The 19,011-nt window shown below is 40.6% G+C and carries 17 protein-coding genes and 1 tRNA gene; 6 read left to right on the top strand and 12 right to left on the bottom strand.

Annotated features, from left to right (window positions below):
- Window positions 1–3 precede the first annotated feature (3 nt).
- The gene (locus tag HYW21_04655) at window positions 4–1,287 is read right to left on the bottom strand and encodes a DNA primase (protein MBI2548613.1); all 1,284 of its coding nucleotides are present in this window, start codon (window positions 1,285–1,287) and stop codon (window positions 4–6) included.
- A gap of 581 nt (window positions 1,288–1,868) precedes the next feature.
- Window positions 1,869–2,525 carry a hypothetical protein gene (locus HYW21_04650; GenBank protein MBI2548612.1) on the bottom strand — a complete coding sequence of 219 codons (657 nt, stop codon included), beginning with the start codon at window positions 2,523–2,525 and terminating at the stop codon, window positions 1,869–1,871.
- 478 nt (window positions 2,526–3,003) lie between these two features.
- Between HYW21_04650 and HYW21_04645 the strand changes: the two genes are divergently transcribed.
- Entirely contained in the window at window positions 3,004–3,366 is a 363-nt protein-coding gene (locus HYW21_04645) for a hypothetical protein (GenBank protein MBI2548611.1), read from the top strand.
- A 273-nt stretch (window positions 3,367–3,639) separates the two neighbouring features.
- On the opposite strand, the gene HYW21_04640 is transcribed toward HYW21_04645, so the two are convergent.
- The 5 genes from HYW21_04640 to HYW21_04620 form a co-directional block, all read right to left on the bottom strand.
- A complete protein-coding gene (locus HYW21_04640) occupies window positions 3,640–4,017 on the bottom strand; it encodes a hypothetical protein (protein MBI2548610.1) in 378 nt (125 codons plus the stop codon).
- The gene (locus HYW21_04635) at window positions 4,010–4,669 is read right to left on the bottom strand and encodes a hypothetical protein (GenBank protein MBI2548609.1); all 660 of its coding nucleotides are present in this window, start codon (window positions 4,667–4,669) and stop codon (window positions 4,010–4,012) included. The genes HYW21_04640 and HYW21_04635 overlap by 8 nt, the downstream gene beginning before the upstream one ends.
- Window positions 4,670–4,813: 144 nt before the next feature.
- Window positions 4,814–5,539 carry an SDR family oxidoreductase gene (locus tag HYW21_04630; protein MBI2548608.1) on the bottom strand — a complete coding sequence of 242 codons (726 nt, stop codon included), beginning with the start codon at window positions 5,537–5,539 and terminating at the stop codon, window positions 4,814–4,816.
- An 80-nt stretch (window positions 5,540–5,619) separates the two neighbouring features.
- Complete coding sequence (locus HYW21_04625; protein ID MBI2548607.1) at window positions 5,620–6,849, bottom strand: hypothetical protein; 1,230 nt, start codon at window positions 6,847–6,849, stop codon at window positions 5,620–5,622.
- Between the two features lie 61 nt (window positions 6,850–6,910).
- Complete coding sequence (locus HYW21_04620) at window positions 6,911–8,491, bottom strand: M23 family metallopeptidase (GenBank protein MBI2548606.1); 1,581 nt, start codon at window positions 8,489–8,491, stop codon at window positions 6,911–6,913.
- A gap of 414 nt (window positions 8,492–8,905) precedes the next feature.
- Between HYW21_04620 and HYW21_04615 the strand changes: the two genes are divergently transcribed.
- Both HYW21_04615 and HYW21_04610 read left to right on the top strand, forming a co-directional pair.
- Window positions 8,906–9,976, top strand: a complete 1,071-nt coding sequence (locus HYW21_04615) for a DHH family phosphoesterase (protein ID MBI2548605.1) — start codon at window positions 8,906–8,908, stop codon at window positions 9,974–9,976.
- Window positions 9,977–10,105: 129 nt separating this feature from the next.
- On the top strand, window positions 10,106–10,297 hold the full coding sequence (locus HYW21_04610) for a hypothetical protein (protein MBI2548604.1): 192 nt from the start codon (window positions 10,106–10,108) through the stop codon (window positions 10,295–10,297).
- Between the two features lie 106 nt (window positions 10,298–10,403).
- Here HYW21_04610 and HYW21_04605 read toward each other — a convergent pair whose 3' ends face one another.
- Window positions 10,404–10,772 (bottom strand): hypothetical protein, encoded by a 369-nt coding sequence (locus HYW21_04605; GenBank protein ID MBI2548603.1) that lies wholly within the window; start codon window positions 10,770–10,772, stop codon window positions 10,404–10,406.
- A gap of 171 nt (window positions 10,773–10,943) precedes the next feature.
- Between HYW21_04605 and HYW21_04600 the strand changes: the two genes are divergently transcribed.
- Together HYW21_04600 and HYW21_04595 are read left to right on the top strand one after the other, a co-directional pair.
- A tRNA-Gly gene (locus HYW21_04600) sits at window positions 10,944–11,075 on the top strand.
- A 74-nt stretch (window positions 11,076–11,149) separates the two neighbouring features.
- Window positions 11,150–11,779, top strand: a complete 630-nt coding sequence (locus HYW21_04595; protein ID MBI2548602.1) for an HAD-IA family hydrolase — start codon at window positions 11,150–11,152, stop codon at window positions 11,777–11,779.
- 30 nt (window positions 11,780–11,809) lie between these two features.
- Here HYW21_04595 and HYW21_04590 read toward each other — a convergent pair whose 3' ends face one another.
- Both HYW21_04590 and HYW21_04585 read right to left on the bottom strand, forming a co-directional pair.
- A complete protein-coding gene (locus tag HYW21_04590) occupies window positions 11,810–13,708 on the bottom strand; it encodes a hypothetical protein (protein ID MBI2548601.1) in 1,899 nt (632 codons plus the stop codon).
- Entirely contained in the window at window positions 13,689–14,726 is a 1,038-nt protein-coding gene (locus HYW21_04585) for an NTP transferase domain-containing protein (protein MBI2548600.1), read from the bottom strand. The genes HYW21_04590 and HYW21_04585 overlap by 20 nt, the downstream gene beginning before the upstream one ends.
- A 227-nt stretch (window positions 14,727–14,953) precedes the next feature.
- On the opposite strand from HYW21_04585, the gene HYW21_04580 reads away from it, so the two are divergent.
- Window positions 14,954–15,946 (top strand): hypothetical protein, encoded by a 993-nt coding sequence (locus HYW21_04580; GenBank protein ID MBI2548599.1) that lies wholly within the window; start codon window positions 14,954–14,956, stop codon window positions 15,944–15,946.
- Here the strand turns inward: HYW21_04580 and galT are convergent.
- Entirely contained in the window at window positions 15,925–16,926 is a 1,002-nt protein-coding gene (galT, locus tag HYW21_04575) for a galactose-1-phosphate uridylyltransferase (GenBank protein ID MBI2548598.1), read from the bottom strand. The genes HYW21_04580 and galT overlap by 22 nt on opposite strands.
- Complete coding sequence (locus tag HYW21_04570; GenBank protein MBI2548597.1) at window positions 16,914–18,710, bottom strand: glycosyltransferase; 1,797 nt, start codon at window positions 18,708–18,710, stop codon at window positions 16,914–16,916. Before HYW21_04570 ends, galT begins: the two co-directional genes overlap by 13 nt.
- Window positions 18,711–19,011: the final 301 nt, after the last annotated feature.

Below are 19,011 nucleotides of genomic sequence, written 5' to 3'. Positions count from 1 at the left end.
GCTTTATGCTAAGTTCGCTTCAGTCAACAAGGTAATGCGTGTTTCTGAACCCTTCACTTTCGTGTCCATTGCTATCAGATACGTGACATTGATCTTTTCTGCAACAGTAACAAGGGTCTTATCAACAACACCATCAAAGATAACTGCATAGACCTTTGAATCTAAGTTCTTGATGGTTGGCAAGAGTTCGCTGTACGGCACTTTTCCAAGGATATTCAGCTTATCATCAAGGATATAGGCTCCTCGTGTTCCGATGAGATCCTCAAGTAAATCCTTAAACTTTTTCTTTTCCTCATCAGATAACCTTCCCTGCGGCGGGGATTGAGGTCTCTGTTGTGGAGGATACCGTGGTTGCTGTGGTCTCTGCACTTGTGCCTGCGGTTGTGGCTGTTGTTCATCAATAGGTTGTCTCATAAGCGGACGGAGCTTTGGCTTGCTACTGAACTGTGGCTTTCCATTACCCTCTAGCTTAATTTGCTCCACAGAGACTTTACTTCTCAGTGCTTTATGAATCTCTTTCTTGGTTATCTCCTCAACTTCTTTTCCGTCGGGAGCCTTGGTCACATAATCGATCTCAGCAACACTGATCAGTTCCTTGATGATGAGATCTCCACCACGATCACCGTCAACAAAGGCAGTCAGAACCTTTTTTTTGCTTAAGTCAATGAGGGTTTCAGGGACATTGGTTCCATTAATAGCAATAGAATTTTTAATGCCATGCTTTAACAAGTTAAGGACATCTGCCCGTCCTTCAACGACAATAACCTCATCAGACTCATCAACCGTTGGTCCTGCAGGAAGACGGTCATTACCATATTCCTGAATTTCCATAACACGGACAGAGTAAGCAACCTCATCTGCCAGTTCCTGAGAATCAGGCATGACACTGTCCATAAGATTTTTGAGAAGTTCCTTTGCTCTATTGATGACAAAGGTTCGCTTTGAAATACGAACATCTTCGATGTTTTCAACCCTAATCTTGGCATTACAAGGGCCAATTCGTTGGATAATCTCTAGGGCAGCACCAACAATAGCCGTCTCTGCTTTATCAAGGCTTGAAGGAATAACAATGTTACCTTTAGTTTTTCCTCCTCTGGTATCAACGTTTACCTCAATACGACCGATACGTCCACTCCGTTGAAGCTCTCTTAGCTCAAGGTCTGCACCAAGAAGCCCTTCAGTTTGTCCAAATATTGCACCGATAACATCAGGCCGGTCAACAACGCCTTCGATATCAATACTGGAATGAATGATATACTTTGCCGATACTTGGCTAATCTTTGCCATGGTCTTCCCTCCACAACAAAGCGAGAAAGAGCTCTCTACTCGTATCTCTAATCATACCGTTCATAAAGAGGTAATGAAAAGATGAGCATGATTCTCACTTTGATAGTTGTGTTTACTGTTTATTTACTGTTTTTACTTATTGATTGCTTTCGCAATAATCGTAAGCACTCTAAGAACAAGCAGATCAAGCTACTAAACTAATGAAACAGGCAAAATTCGGCCTTTTTCCCCTTAAATCAGAGAGTTTAGGTGATTTAGGAACAAATGAACTTGAATGCTTGCTCCAAATGAAACTTTGTAAGTGTTAAAAGGATTGTTGCCCGAAACACTAACTCCCAAGCTCATTGCTTGCAATCAGCGTAAGCTCCATTGAGTACTCTCGTGTCGGGCTGTTCTATGCAATAGTGTCTCAAAATCATTGCTGAACAAGCTGTTCTAGCTCATCCAAGGACCCATTTGCACAGATCCAATAAAAAACTATATCGTAATACTGATATTTATAGGTTTTGGATTTCACCTCGAGCATCATCCCTAACCCTACGGTTGTATTGAGCATGCAAAATTAAGACTATAATAAATCCCTAAAGAAGAATAACGTCCTGTCTTTCCGCTTCTGTTACGGGTACATACAAGATCTTTCGCTCAAAACCATACTCTCTTGGTACACTATTTGCTACCGTAGTCCGTTCCAAAAGCTGGTCTCGTAGGGGACTTTGCTCAATCGCTAGAGCAAAGGCTCTGCCAAGCTCATGATCTTCTTGAAGAGAGATTTCAATCCCATACACTTGCGTGTCGTGTAAAGACTCCCGTAAAGCGAGAAGTCCAGAATAGTGATCCTCTGGACGGAAAGGGTGTTCACGTTCAAATTCAGCACGAAGAGCTGCAATAATACTCGCTCGTGGAAGCAGATGGAGAACACCAGCAGCTCCATAAAAGATCCCCTGAATATAAACGGGTGCATTCTCAATGCCTCTTTCATGAAGAGGATGAAAGGTAAGTGTTCTTTTGGTGGTATCAACATCCCAACGACCAGTCTTACGACCAAGGACATAGCCCGGTACTTCTCCAGTAACTCGGTCAGCAAGTGATCCTAACTCCTGTACAATATCGGGATAGACCGACATATCAACGCGTGAGGTACGTGCAGTTGCAATCGCGGCATCATGCATACTCATTGCTTGTTCTGCAAATGCTTCCAGTGCTGGAATCCCACCGGTGAGGTCAGATATATCAGCCATCAATCAGGGAAATCATTAGTTCTTTTTAAGTATTTGCTCAGCGAGCAATCCTACGCACACCCCGCAACTGGTTACGCTCAGTTGACACGCAAGGAAGAGCATGAAGCTCTTCGGCGCGGCTATTAAGGCAACACGAAGGCCGCGACGTGCAACTTCATGTTACACCCATTGATCAAACTTTGGTAAACACGCGAAAATGCATGGCATTTTCGGTGAACTGGGAAATTCTTTGAATTTCCGGTTTCCCGGAAACTTAGTTTTCGAGGATCCTGAAAATCCAACGGATTTTCATGAGTTTGCGTGGCGTGCGATGAGTCGGGGTCCCTTATGGGGTGACTCGTAGGGCATTTTGCGTTACAAAATGACCGTCGCACCGCCATTATTGCCGCTGTAATGCTAAATAGTTTAAACTAATCGTTTATTATACTTCCTGATTGTTATCCATAATTATTTAAGCAAGGGTAACTCTCGCTTGAGAATGGAGATACGTCTTACTCAAGATACGCTCGTGATTGTTTTTGCAGGTCTCGAGAAAGTAGCTGCTCTAAAAGGCACATTAACCATCCCGAGGAACTGTATTCTTTTAGCTGATGCTTCTATTCCTTGGAAACATTGGACATGGTTTCGGGTTGGTACATACATTCCTTTTTTTCTGAAGGCAGGAACATTTTGGACAGATAAAGGAAAAGAATTTTGGTATGTTAAACATGGAATGTATGGATTAACTGTTGAATTACAGAATGCTCCTTACAAGCGTATTGTTCTCGGTCTTTCTGCAAAGGAAAGCATGCAATGGGCAAAACAGATCAATAAAGGCATTTTCAAGAGAAGGTCTTCTTAGATACCTGTACCTTTTTCATGGATGATGCATTGGCGTAGCACTCAATTTCAGGCAGTCGTCGCATGTTTCGTGATTTCTAGGTTACAGGACTTATTTTTTCTACACCACGCTTCACACTTTTTAGCAAATGAACTATCTTTATAGAACAATTTGCATTCTTCACATCGGTATAATTCTTTTATTTTGGTGACCATATTGATTCACAGGTTTCTCTGATTTATATAACTATGTGATTGTTTCATGGTGCACATGATCAAATCCATGAAAATCGGATTAGTAACTTCCTTTCTTCAGATCAAGATCTTTTCTTACTTTGTCATAATAATGATGATCTCCTAAATGAAACTCAATATAAATCGAATTTTTTACTTTCACGAACATAATTCTGTAATCAGTGTTTCCTATGCGAAGGGGATAGCGAAATGTAAGAAGTTCGCTTACTGTCCATTCTTTGTACGCTTTTTTTGATCCAACAAGAATTGGCTGAATTTTGTTCCTTACTACTTCTTCGACCCATTGATAGATCTTCTCAGCTTTGGTGTCTGTAAGGAGAGATACTATCTGATCAAAGTTTTTACCTAAGAATTCTACTTTATAACTTTGTAAAATCAGCTTTTCGACTTTATTTTTGAAATCTTCAGGACTAACCATGTGAGAAACCTTTTGTTATTGTGTGCGTGAGATCATATAAAAAGTTTTGTGCATCATAATCACGAAGATCTCTATAGTACCCTGATTGTGTATAAAAGAATCTTTTTAAATAAGATTTTTTTCTCTGTTGATTTATTACCTCTGGAACATGTTCTTTAATGTATTTTAAGACCTCCTCATAGTTTCTAAAAAGCTTAATTCTCTTATCTAATTGAAACGTATCCAAGACTTCCTTTGTCTTAAAATATTCAGTGTAAAGGACAAGAAAACGAACATCTTTATGAAATTTGTTTTTTTGATTGAGAAGCGTAGGAACTGCTTCGTTGACAACATGCCAGTAATCTGACATGGTAATTTTAAGTGGTTTCATTGGAAGAATATTTTTTGCGATACAACTTTTTGAGACAGAATGATAGAATAACGAATACAAATCATTAAAGTCAATAATAGCTATTTTTACCTGTTTACTGTTCTTTTTTATTTCTTTTTTTGATCTCGTTATCACAAAGAGATCAATATCCCTATATTTTTCCTTATGAATGAACGATCCTGTTATGAAGCAGTATTTCATTGGCATTTGATCTAAGAGGACTTGTGCTCTTTTGATTCTTTCTTCCATTACTCTTATATTATGGGGGTTATAGATTATCATAGTATTACTTAATTTATACTAATATTTAAATGTTACTAGATAAATAGTAAAAAAATATAAAAAAAGTAATATATAAACTATCAAAGTATATACTTACCGTGAATTTTTCCGATGAGCCAAACACTAAGAAAACGATAGCCTGTACTAAAAAGGCATTATTGTTACATCTTGAATATCAGAATGGGGGGACTGATGACAAACAAAACTAATTACTCTGACAACATCTTCGACTTCCAGAAATGTTGGGAGTTGGCCACTGTTAAGTTTTTTACGCCTCTCAAGCTCTTTTTCATCAAAGAAATTTGTCTTTATCATTCCAGGGCATAAGGTGCTTACTTTTATTCCATAATCTTTTAGCTCTTTCCTTATCCCTTCTGAATAACCCATTAAGGCAAACTTTGTAGCACTGTAAAACTCACCTTGCGCAAATGCCATTTTTCCAGAGATTGAAACGAGATTTATTATTAATCCAGAATTTTGCTTTTTCAGATAGGGAACTGTTAATTTTGTTAGCAATGCTACACCAACTATATTTGTTTGTACCATCTCTTGAAATCTTTTTATATCTACTCTATCACAAGCAACAAAATATCCAAAGCCTGCATTATTAATCAACACATCGATTTTCTTGAATTTTTGAATCGCTTTATTCACGATATTACTCATGTCTTTTTCATTGGTAACATCAGCCTGCATAACTATAAATGTCTCAGAATCGAAATTTTTCTTTAATTCATTGTTCAAACTCTTACATCTATTATTCTCTCTTGAAAACGTCACAACATTGAATCCTTCACTAAGAAGTTGAACAACGGTTGCTTTACCTATCCCTTCTGTTCCACCACTAATAACAACAACTTTTCTCATCATATTGCTTAATTTACAAGTTCATCTTATTAAATATTGCGAAATTAAAAACTCTTCTCCTATAGTTCTTATAGTGAGTACGGTTAAACAAACGCGTCTAATCTTTTTTGTGTTATTGTTTTGAGGAGAAGGCTTTTGTTAAGAAGCTGGTCAGCGTCCATGTGGAATCTTTTTTTGACAAAAATTCGTACATAGTGGATCAGTAACTCTTTATCAGAGAAGGAAATGGGTTTACTTTCCAAGGCTTTTCGTGTGCTCTGTCTCACGACCCAAACGCCAAGCGGGGTGTAGTAGTCATCGGTAATAAAACGTAGTGCTAGTACCGCTGCCTGGTGTTTCATTGCCATCAATTTTTCTACAAGAGCAAGACGGCATGCATAGTATCCTCCAACCGTATGTTCTGCATAGGTTGTTCTTCCTGCATAACCTTCATAATCTGTTGAATATTTTATCTCGCTGTTTGTTTGTGGTGCATAGGTCTCGAAAAGCTCATATCCCCACATCTGTGGAAAAAAAAGAATCAGGTAATAATTGCCGAGATAGCCACCAAAGTAAGCCATATGCTCGGTCAACGGGAAATCTCGTACTTTTTTGAGAAGATTTTTTGCAATAATGTCATCAGATGCAGTAATAGACCATCGTGTTGGAACAAGTTTTCGTTCAGCCTTTATACCAAGATTGCCAATGGAAAGAAGTTTTGTTAAAAATTGTTCATCATAGCCTGCTTTGTACAGGTACATCATGCCTTCATTTGCCTTAAGATCATCCTCAGCAACCACTTTTTCTACTTTTTGCCCAATCGATGGATTGCTTGTAATAACAGCACTTTTCAACTTTCCCTTTGGCCCATAAACTCCTAAACGGGGCTCTTGATTTATTCTCAGCTGCGGTTTTTCACTCAAGTTAACCTCAACATCAACTGGCTTCTTTGCCATTCCTATTTCTTTGCATAGCTCCAGAAGTTTCTGTGTTTTGCGCGCGTCGGTAATGTGTGCGCCAAAGCGTGCATTGATCAATGAACCTCGTAAATCAATAACTTGGGGAATGCGATAATTCTCTCCAGCCCAGTATTTTGGTGCATCATGTTTCCATGCTTCCTCATGTTGTTCTGGAGGGCTAAGAATGCCGACATTTACCTGGGGATATCCAAACCTCCCCACAAAAACATTCGGACTACTTCCCTGGAATCCTGTCGCTGTTTCTGTTTGTAGCTTTTCAAACAAACGGCTTTTCAATGGAAAATACACCTGTCGTGAGAAGTGCTCTTCATGGTTGCTTAATAATGGTAAAGCTTTAAACCAAGGTGGTTTCATCACAACGGGAATGGATGAGAAATATATAATAATTATGAACAAGAAGTGGTTTGATGCAAACTTATTTTTGATAGGCGTGCTCAAGCGTCCTTATCTTTTCTTCAATAGGAGAACGATTGTCAACAACAGGGAGCATAGTTTTATACACTTCAATTGCAGCAGAATAATCCCTGAGTGCTAAGCACTCTTTGACAACACGCTCTCGGCCATCGAGCCATGCTTCTCGTGGAGTTTCTTTGGCAACTCCGATGAGATGTGTTATTCCTGTTATCGGTAAGCCCATCACTGAACTTTCTTTGGATTCTATCTCTGGTGGTGCCTCTTCTGTTACTGTAGCTAACCGTGATGGTCCAGCATAAAATAAACCAGGGTCAATGTACCTCGGATGATTACTTCTCGCTGTCTGAACACGATAATTCTGTCCTTCAAAGGTAATCATCAGGCGTGCTGCAACATAGTCAATGCCGGAATCACCCATGGTTCCAATCTGTTGGCCCGCAGTAACCTTGCTACCTCTCCTTACCTTAATCTCATCGAGATCCATGAGATAAACATAGGCTCCTTCCTTAATCCCTTCTCCTTCTAATGCTAATTTGATATACTTTCCGTATCCTGTTGCCTCTCTTTTTTTTCCTGCAAAAACAACTTTCCCCGGATAAGGGGCATAGACTGGATCTCCTGCTACACCTGCCTCTGCAGGAAGAAAGGTAATCCAATATCTGAATCCATTTTCGTGGTGAAGAGGATCGGTATAAGGACCAAAATGAGCAGTAAGAATTCCTGCGTCAGTGACCTGTGCTGGATCATACATTGCCATCAAGGCAACGAGCCCTCGTGTATAGGGGAGCGTTTCTCCACTAGCACCACCGACATAACGTGGACTGAGGTATTGTTCAAAATCAGTACTTCTTGATCGTTCGCAAGCCTCTGTTACTCTGGTTACTCCCCCATTGTACGAAGCACCTACTTTGTAGAGATCTGATTCCTTAAAATGATCTCCTTCAGGTCTTATGTTAAAATCCCTAAATCTTTCACGGACCGTGGCAACAGTTGCCTGTGCGTTCTGCCTGGGACGTTGCACACCCCGCCAGGTAAATTCATAACCACGGTTTCCTAAATCCTGTACATTAATTCGCATATGTTGGCCCACACCCACTGCCCCTTTTGGTGAGTGTATTACTCGTCCATTCTCGTCAAAATGGCTAACCCTTGATTCCTGAATAAACATACTGAGCACAAGCCTTTCTATACCTGTTTTTAGTTCTTGTTCGTGTCCTCTGAAATCATAATCACTAAAATAATCATTGATTGCTTCACGCACGATTGGTCTATAGGCAACACCATCTCGTTCATTGGCAAACAAAGGTTCCGGTACTGATTCTTCTCGTGATTCCTGTACTGATCTCTCGAGTGATTTCTGAGGAGTATGTGTTTGAGAGTAGCGATGAGAATGAGCCACTCCAGAAGGTGTTTGTTGATCGTGATGACTAAGGAGGTAGTCAATAGTAAGACCGGTAAACCACGCTGCTAGTGTCCCTATCAAGAACAATCGCTCACGAAAAGACCAGTTCGATGGTCGCAACTCGTCAAGCAGGGAAGGCTCTTTATTTTCCAATTTGCGTTTGTATCCTGAATCTTTCATAGTACGGTGATATACACATTATAAAAAACGAAAAACCAGAAGGGTAAAAGGAAGTATTTCCTTATTTTATGCTTTATGTATTTTCGGTATTTTTCCTTCTCTGCTTCTCAGGAAATATCCACAAGACGTATACTTATTCGTCTAAAAATAATGCGTCCATTTCAAAGTCAGAGAGGTCGTCCTTGCTGAGGATCTTTGCAAAATCCTTTCTTGTTTTTGATCGTCGGTCTTCTTCGTCTGCAAGATATTCTAAGTCGTCGTCCATATTCTCACCTATACTCCCCTATAACTACTCTTGAGGGACGTTATAGGGGCAGGAACGGAACTTCTATTTAAATCTTTCTCTTATTTATCACTTCGCAGTCGTATTTCTGTGACATTAAGCTTAAATAGGGCGGTATCTTCACCCAATCGATGAGATCAGCACATAAGACACTTCCGCTGAAACAGGTCCGCGAGATTAGAGAGCAGCTTACCCAATGCCATAAGCCCTTGTTTTTTTTTCACGGTGATCCCGATGGCCTTTGCTCATTTCTTCTCTTCTATCGGTTTATTCATGAGGGAAAAGGAGTTGTGGTGAATACTACTCCTGTCATTGACGAAACCTTTGTCAGGAAAGTGCAGGAGTATAACCCAGATTGTATCTTTATTTTGGATATTGCCGTGGTTGAAGAAGAGTTTCTTGAGAAGGTTCATGTTCCGGTGTACTGGATTGACCACCATGCAGTTCTTGAACGAAAACAGGTCCATTACTATAATCCCCGAAAGCAACATCCAGAGGATAATACTTGTATTTCAAAAATCTGTTATGATGTTGTCCAACAAGACCTATGGATAGCAGTTTGTGGTGTTATTTCAGATTGGCAGATGCATCTTACTCCGTCTTTTTCGCAGCAGTATCCTGACTTACTCCCTGACGGGATTCATCAGCCAGATCAGGCTCTTTTTAGTACGCCCGTCGGAGAGCTCATCCGTGTCTTGGCCTTTATGTTGAAGGGTCGGACGCACGATGTTTACCAAGCAATTAAGATTATGACGAGAATCGAAGATCCTTACGAGATCCTTCGCCAGACAACCTCTCAAGGGAAATATCTCTTTAAACGAGCAAAGAAAATACAGGAAAGTTACGATGCACAGCTTCAGCAAATAAAAGCGTCAGCAACGCAAGACGAGGTTTTACTCTACTCTTATGATGATGATGAGGTAAGCTTGACCAAGGAGCTTTCAAACGAGGCCCTCTATATGTACCCGGATAAAGTCATTATTATTGGTCGTGAAAAAGATGATGAACTGAAGTGTAGTGTCCGGGCTTCTCATTACATTTTACCCCCGCTAATTACTGCTGCACTTCATGGACTCCAAGGCAGAGGTGGCGGACATGAACATGCCTGTGGCGTTGTTGTCAAGAAGCAAGATTTTGATATATTTCTTACACAATTTCGGGAAGAACTCAAACGTGCTAAACTAACGCAGAAACAACACTAACGCTCTTTACTCCATGTTTCAGCGTTGTTATCTTTTGTTGCTCTTTACTTATTCCATCATGTTTCTTACCGTGTTGATCTTCATTTAGTATCGACACAACGAAATAAAGAACTCTTTCAAGTCTGTAAGATGCATCCTCATATCTATCAAGTCAATAAAAGCATTGGCGGTGCTGACTTTGAAATGGAGGTAATTGTCAAGGATCTTCCTGAACTGATCAATCTTATCAACGAACTTAAAACACAATTTCATGATGTCATTAATGATGTTGATTATTTTGGGTTTTCCACCTTCCATATCCTGAAGTACATTCCAGATTAAGGGAAGTCACAATCTTTGCGCAAGAATTCGTTCAGCAACAGCAAAAATCTGGTTTAGAAAGCAGAGGGACCTTATTCGTAAGAAAAAGAAGAGAATAGACAAAGGATTATAGCTCTTCCCCGTAATTTGAAGGAGAATAGGGAAAAAGTATATATTTGTCTTCAATATTTATTGGTTCTTTTGTAAATGCGGAATTTGTTGTATGTCTGAAGAGTGGCCTACTATCGGCATACCCTGGTTCAGGCACAGAGGAAGATGTAAAGAATATCTCGTCAATCGGTGTACGTCCATGAAGAACAATTTCAGCGCGGTATGTGCTTGCAAGTTTATCCAACCCCTCCCTTGTAGTAAAGAACTCTACTACTGACTCAACACCTTCACCCCCGGACTGTATACTATATGCAAGTATGCGGACATCTAAAGCTCTCATTAATGTGAAAAAATGATTTGGTAATTCAATTGGATCTATTTTCAATGAACATCCCCTATGACAAGGAAATCTGCTCACACCTATAAATCTTTTGTAAATGTTTATAAGAGAATAACTGATACTACATTATCCAGAAACAGAGGCCTTACTGTATACAGGAGGGATGTTCAAAAAGACAATAACCTTTATATAGAAACCTCTTTTCATGCCCCTCACGCGTCGGTAGTCTAATGGCTAGGATAGAGGCCTTCCAAGCCTTTGATCCGGGAAGGTGGAAACATGGTTCCACAACGGAAATTCGAATGCCTGAAAGGTTAATCCTTCGGAACGAAAGTCCCGGCCGACGCATTTTTATTTTTCCATGCACAAACAAATCGGAGCATTAATATACCTCTACTGCTTCTGTTCAGAACATTCTAAGCATGATCAAATACATCCTCTTTGATTTTGATGGGACATTAGTAGATTCTGAGAACGTTGGTATAACCATTTACAATGAGTTAGCAAGAAAATATCACACCAAGAAAATTTCTGATGTTGAAAAGTTACGAGGGATGACACTCAGAGAGGTTATCCATGAATTACAGATCCCTTTTTTTGAAATTCCACTTATTGTTCATGATTTTAAAAAGCGGTTTTACAATAGCGTTGAGAACGTCAAACTTATACCTGGCATGAAACCTGTTTTAATGAAACTGCATCTGACATATCCCCTTGTTATTCTTTCGTCGAACAAGGCATCGAGTATTCTTGTCTTTCTGGAACGTGTTGGTCTTGCTTCAATTTTTTTATCGGTTCAAGGAGATTGCTCGGTCCTTGGGAAACATCGTTCTCTGAAGCATTTCATAGCCCGTCAAAAGCTTCGTCCGGATGAGGTTGTCTATATCGGCGATGAACAGCGTGATATTATTGCAGCAAGAAAAGCGCAGATTCCAATTATTTCAGTCAGCTGGGGATACAACTCTCGATCATTGTTAGCAGCCTCAAAGCCAGATTATCTTATTGAAAAACCCCAACATCTTCTTACGACCATTAAGAAACATTTTTCGTGAATCTGTGGCGCTGTAATATCTAAAATTCATTTACACTTTTCTAGTATGTATCTCATGCATAAGCTCAATGTACGTGGCGTTGCTCCATGCTTGATTCCAACATCCTTCTGCACGTAATGATGACGCAGAACTTAGTTCAGGAGCATTACCTATACTTCCATGATAGAGCATTGCTTCAGTACTGGCTTTCTTTATGTTTTCGATGTACGTACGGAATTCTTTCCTATCAACCTTGTGCAGACAACAGGCAGCAAGATTGTTTATCCAAAACCAGGAATCTCCTCGATGATAACTCTTACTATCTTCACCGGTCGAATGAGAACAAAATAAAAGATGATCCTTAGCGATGGTGCTTATGCCTCCCCAGGGCAGCCAGAGCTTTTCAAGCGTGATCCTCAAACAGCGTTTCCACTCTTCGTTACTCAGCAATTCTGGGTAAACGGAGTACGCTAGAAAGATGTTCGGTCGTATGGTTGTGTCAATGGTTTCATCTACTCTATCGGCAAGAACAGGGTCATGCCAGAAGAGACTTTTTACTTTTTTATGCATTGCCTGCTCAAGATCGTAGTAGAGTTGTGCTTCTTTTCTTTTTCCGAGTTTTTTAGAGAGGAGCTGCATGCATCGGTACATCTTTAATCGTAATGCTTGGATCTCGATACAGGCACCTTTTCTGGTGTCATTGCCATACACACTATCCATCCATGTTTCTCCTGGTCCATTAACTGCAAGTTGCTGAACCGTATGATTTTTGAGTAATGCTACAATAACCTCTTCAAGCTTTTCATAGAGCAGTTCGATATCTTCAAAAATAAAATATCGCTCAAGCTCTCGTTCATTTTGCAGTGTCTCGAGAAGATCATAGAGTCGAGAAAACGTCCATCCAGTACTGTCTGCAGTCTTCTCTCCGACGGGAAAACGGGCAGGCATTCTTCCTTGGAGATCGATAGAGCGCAAATGCCGGTACAGTATCTCTTTTGTTTCGTAATAATATCCTTCTTTGATAAGTGCACCAAGACTTACTGCTTCATCACGTGACCAGAGCTGAAAAAACCAGGGCAGTCCTGCAACAATACCCTTGGTGTGAGGCTTTTCTATTCCTTCGAGGGTCATGGTTAAGGCATGAAGTGATCCAAGCGCCTGTTCATACGCTACTCTTTCTTCAGTTTCTTCGTTAGGAATAGGTGATGTTACTTTTCCCTGAGTCACGTGCATCCACCAGGATGAGGCATGACGTTCTTTTGCTTCATAGTTTCGTGCGAGAAGCATTGCGTTCTTGATTGCCTCTTCTTTTGAAATGCCACAACCAAGAATAATTCGTGCATATCTCTTGACGGTGTATGTTACTGCTTCATACGTATACAATTCGAACGGAGATGAATTCCTTCCTTTATCCAGGGGATATACACGTTTTACCCATTTCTCTCGTCGGGTATAGGGCGTTCCGGTGATTATTGCCAGATGGATTTCATAGTCAAGGTCCTTGCTACTTTCGTTCTTCCATTTATGGTATGAGACGACGAGTGTACCATTTTCTTCGCTGAAGGTATATATTCTTCCTTGATCATGGTAATCATAGATCTTACGACAATCAAGCGTAAGTGTTATTTTCCCCGAGAACTCTTTTATTTCATAGAGAACAGCATTCTCCTGGTCAAGAAAAATTTTTTCTGTACGTGCATTTTTTTTACGATAGAGACACGGCCCCTGAGAACTGAGCACGTCTGCAGGGTCATGCTCGGGCATGAGTGTTTCTATTACCTTGTACATCGTCTCATGATGTCTCAAGAAAAATCCCTGAAAGCGTGAGCTATTCTCTTGTGTTGTTTGACAAAGAAAAGACCCCTTCTGGTTTATGAGCATACCAAAAGGAGCCCCTGCTACCTCTTTTTTTATCGTACCGCTAGTACGATCATAATGAATAAGTACCATGCTCTGCCATCGTATTTTGCTGATCACCAACCATTAAGCCTTCTTGTGTTACCGCTCGTACATGTGCGTGTTTTCCAATAATTGCCTTGGTTAATACTGCTTGCGTAAGCATCGCATTCTTGTGGACAATACTATCTTTGATCGTGCTATCTTCGATGATGACGCCATTCTCAAGCGTTACATAAGGACCAATGGTCACATTTTTGAGGACAACATTATTACCAATGTGAACTGGCGGTATAATGGTGATACTTTTCGTGTGTGCTGTACCATTCTCTTGATAGGGAAGAACGGTATCAGTCAGCGACGGCTGCATCTGTGTCAAGAGATACCTGTTTGTTGCCAATAATGTCTCTGGGTTTCCACAGTCAAGCCATGTCTGCACGGGAAGTACGGTAAAATGCGTACCTGTCTCAACCATCCTCTGAAGGGCATCAACAAGATAGAACTCACCGTTGAGATGTTTTCCTTGTTTCATCATGTGTCCTATACTGGAAAATAATTTTTGGTGTTCTTTGATGTAATAAAGACCAATATTGACTAAATTGTTTGGTGGGTGTTCTGGTTTTTCGATAAATTGGGTTACTCGTTGTGCAGCGTCATGGATCACAACACCAAATTTCCGAGCATCCTCAACCTCCTTGACATAGATCGCACCATCGGCAGAAAGATTCTCAAGCTGGTTAAGATTTGCCTCAAAGATAGTATCAACGAAAACAATTAACACCGGACTATGGATATAAGGCTTTGCCAGTGCGATAGCATGGGCCTGTCCTTTCATCTCTCTTTGCTCGATAAATCGCGCATTCAGAGAATAGTTCAGAGTAATATATTCTCTAACCTGTTCACCAAGGTGGCCAATAATGAATACATACTCCTCAATATCTAATGCAGCTAGTTTATCAAGAATGTGCGCTAAAACTGGCTTTCCCGCAACATTGAGCAATGGTTTTGGCGTCGTGTTTGTTAAGGGTTGTAGCCTTGTACCTTTTCCTGCGAGTGGAATGATAACCTGCATGAAATGCCCCCAATTTTCGTAATAATCAAATGACAGAGTTGTATCTATAAAAATGGTGTCATTTGCTATATTTAAAGCTTTGTTTTTCGAGATACGGAACGAGTCTTGTTCTTTGATGAAGCTTTGATTTGAGTATTTCAAACACCGAGGTGTATTCAGTTTAGTTTCTTATAAGTAGTAACAAATAGAAACATTTATATAATAATGCCCTCCATTACCCCAACTCTATGAATATCGAGAGGATTATTGCATCGGGAAAATACGATCTCCATACGATTGAGGATGTTGTTTTCCGTACTGACCGGACGGATTATATGGAAGTAGAGTTTATTGCCCGTCATAACGATGGGATCTATCGTAAAAAACTCCTGATGGTTCTTTCTGTGCCTGATAATTTTCCTGAGCATATCATTGATTTTTTGACTTCCCGTTCACTAACCAAAAGAAAACCAACAACCATGGAGGAGGTCCGTCAAGGCCTTACAGGACTGGGTTACTTTACTTTTAATTATGATCGAGCAAAATCTCCTCCAAGGGTTAGGGGAATAAAGTATGATCCCAACCAGAGGTTATTTACTGTGAGCCCTGCTTTTCCAGAAAAAGGGTTTTACCAAGGAAATAATGGTGTTGTAGACGACGGAGACACCTCTCTCCTAGACTATCTACCTACGAAACCATTTACGAGTTTTGCCGAAGAAAAAGAGTTTCGTAGACAGTATGGGAGAAATAAAGTCTGGGCATGGGGTAGTGAAGGTTATCTCAACGCCATCGAGAGTAATGTACGGGAAGTTGTAGCAACCCTCAACAGGCTTCCCTTTGCTTATGTAAGTGATTGGTCTCACTCTGGGACTCCGAAGGATCATGGAGCTTTTGTTCAACGTGGTTGTAAGCAAAGGCTTAAAAGAAGGTATACCTTAGATTCTCTTGCAGGGGGCGATTCAACATTTGTCGGGGACCATGCAGGGTATATTATTTTTCGAGCAGATGAAAGCAATGAGGCATACAACAGATTTCATGCGCAGGTAACAGCCCTTCCTTCTGTTGAGATTGTGGATCTTGTTGATAGTAATGATCGTAATAGGAGAAATAAGGTATTAGTTGTTCGTGCGAATCGTTCATACACTGAGACCGGAAAGGTTCGTGCCTATCAGCGAGATCTCGAACAGAAATGGGCTCAGGTTTTAACAGTAATGCGTGATTATGTACCAGAATCTCGGTAAAATGTTGCTGCTTCTTCAGGTGTTACTGGATTGATAGTTGTTCCTGTGCCAAGCTCAAATCCTGCCCAGGTTGTTAGGCGTGGTAAGATCTCGATATGGAAATGAAGGTTAGTTCCCTCAGGAGCGTAGTTTATGACCATATTGTACGATGCATTGAGGTGTTGAAGTTTCTGGAGTATTTTCTTCAGTAGAACTGCAAGGCTCTTCATTTCCTCTGGGGAGAGCTCGTCCATCCCTTGGACATGGCGTTTGGAAAACAGCCAAATCTCAAAGGGAAATCTCGACGCGTATGGTGTAAAACAGACTACTTCAGGAGTTTCAAAAACAGCACGGTAGGAATTCTTCTCTGTCTGTATAATAGCACAGTATGGACAGGAGTTATAGTTTTTTATTGCATGTATTTTTTCCTGAATTCTCTGAGGAAGGACATTATAGGCAATGATCTGTGAATGGGTATGTTGGATTGAAGTACCGGCTTCAGCTCCATAATTCTTGAACACTTGGACATACGGGATATGTTGCTTTGCGTTTAGCGCAGTAATCCTCTCTTGATACACGAAAAACACTTTTGCAATATGCTCTTCTGATAAGTCTGCAAGCTGTTTATCATGCTCTGGAGTCTCAACAACAACTTCATGATAACCATAGGCAGATGCAAAGGTAAAAAAAGTATTATGGGTCTGTATTTGCGGATTCCCTTCTGCCACGACTGCAGGAAACTTGTTGGGAAAAACACGGATCAGCCATCCTGCCTTATCCTCACCGTTCCCATTCTTACCCACCGTACCTGTTTCTTTGGTTATTCTGGTGATTTCAGGAGGCGTCATATGTTCATTTCCTGGACAGAAAAAGCATGTTTTTTGATAGTTTGGAATCTTTTGCTGCTGTTCGCTATGGCGAAATTCATCAGGTCTCTTTCCTCGTTCTGTGGCAATAATTGCCCATTGTTCAAGGATGTAGTCTTTTCTTAGTTCTGGCATTTTCTTTCAATGGCTAAATTGTGTGCTCGAATGTAATGAGCAATAAGAATGTTCCAGTCTGCACGTGCAGAAAAAATATTCGCATTGATTTTATTCTTTACTCGTTCATGTCTGTCGAGCAATGCATACTGTTCCAAAAGTTTTGTAAAATTTTCAATGACTTCTTCTTCAGATTTATTCTCTCGCGGTAACACAAAAATTCCGCTATTGCTTTCGCCCTGCACAAACGGAGCAATGAATTTTCCAAAGCCACTGAGATCAGAAGTAATGGCAGGTACGCTTAATGCAGCCGACTCTAAAGGCGTATATCCCCACGGTTCATAGTAAGAAGGAAAAACGCCTAAATGGCAGCCGCTCATCGCATCATAATACGGCAGATCCAGAAGTCCGTCAACACCGGTCAAATAAACCGGGTAGAGGATGACTTTAACGGTATCTTCTTGACGGTTGAGTAATCCTTCCTGCTTAAATTGTCTAATGATAGTATCATTTTCCTCATGGTCAATACGGTGAGTACAAAAAGGAGGATTTCCATTCTTGATAAAGCTGAGCAGGTGTCGTTTATTTTTGAGCTTGAATTCATTCGAGAAGATGATCCCTTCGCTGAGCTCTTTACGGGATACAATGGCTTGAATGATATCTGTTTCCATGTCCTCCCCACTGCGCACGACAAAATCTTTAATGTGCTTATAAAACGTTTTACTTTCAAGCAGTTCAGTTTTAATGCCAAACGTTTCTTGAGGAATCCAAAAGAAAACAACAATAGTCCTTTCAGGGGTTCCTTCAGGTTGTGATTTTTTTAGGGATTGGTTAAGTTTCCCTAACGCTTTGATGAAAATGTCGATGCCTTTATTGCGAAATTCATATCTGCCGACAATGAAAAAAGCAAGGGTATGGTCTAAATCAAAGGTGTAGTAGGGAAAGAAGAAATAACTGAGGAATTCTCGAATTTTTTCACGATTCCTCCGGTGAGCGATAGCAGCTTCCTCAAAGGTAAAAAACTTTTCAAAGTCCAAACCATTGAGTACGAGTACTTCTGGTTTTCTTCCCAATATTTTTTCTGCCTCAAGCGCCGTTGTCTCAGAGACGGTTGTAAATATATCAGCCTGCTGAGCACAGGCCTTTTCTGTGGTAAATTTAGCTTGAATTCCGTGCGCATATGCTTCTCGAGTCGGATCTATGGTTGGTAATATCGTGTAGAGATCGCTCGCAGAGGCAAGGGTCCTTCCTAACATAGTAGCATGGGTTGTGAATACGGTAGCAAAGGGCAACTTCTGCATCTTCACGTACAACAGCGTAAACCCACTTAGCCATTCATGCGTATGGACGACTGAAGGTTTTCCTTTGAGTTGCGGAGCAACCAGTTCAAGGAACATGCCAACAGCCCATGCCCAGAGCATTGGTTCCTCAAAGTCCCACCCTGTGTGGAGAGAATCAATCTGGTAGGTATCCCATAATTTTCGTTTGATGGCATCTTTCTGCGGGAGTAATCCATGGAAATCAATGAGAATTACCGACGGCTCTCCCCGAACCTGCCATTTGCCAAAATAGCATCGTATGCCTTGTTGTTTCAGCACGCTGACAGCTTCTTGGCAGAATGCTGGAGCAGGACATTCGTTCATCTCTACCTTTGCTTTGTCTTCAAAATATGGACCAATAAGATAATATTGTGGGTACAGCTTATTCAGAAGCCCTGCCTTTGTTTTGACAACCGTGTAAATACCGCCAACTTTATTGCACACTTCCCACGATACTTCAAAAAGATATGACGCATTTGGATTCATCATCGACCTCGCGTGCTATAATGTAAAGTAGTACACTCAGGGGTTTACGTCATAGAGGATGCACGCCATTATTGGTACTACGTTACCAAGCTTACTTTACTATAAACTGTTTTTTTAAAGATATTCTTCATCTTGTTATTCTCTTGCTTTTATAGCTTTCTTGCTTCTTGAGAGGAGTAACACTACCCTCATTCCCAAATCGCCCCTAGCGCACAAGTAATATAAAGGATTTTGTTTTTACTTCTCTTTTATGGATCCGTCAAACCAAGCTCAGAGAAAACAGCGCAGGTTATTACTCATC

The organism is Candidatus Woesearchaeota archaeon (assembly GCA_016187565.1).
Taxonomy (GTDB): domain Archaea; phylum Nanobdellota; class Nanobdellia; order Woesearchaeales; family JACPJR01; genus JACPJR01.
The sequence above is the reverse complement of the archived record's forward strand: the minus strand, read 5'-3'. Positions and strand labels throughout refer to the sequence as shown.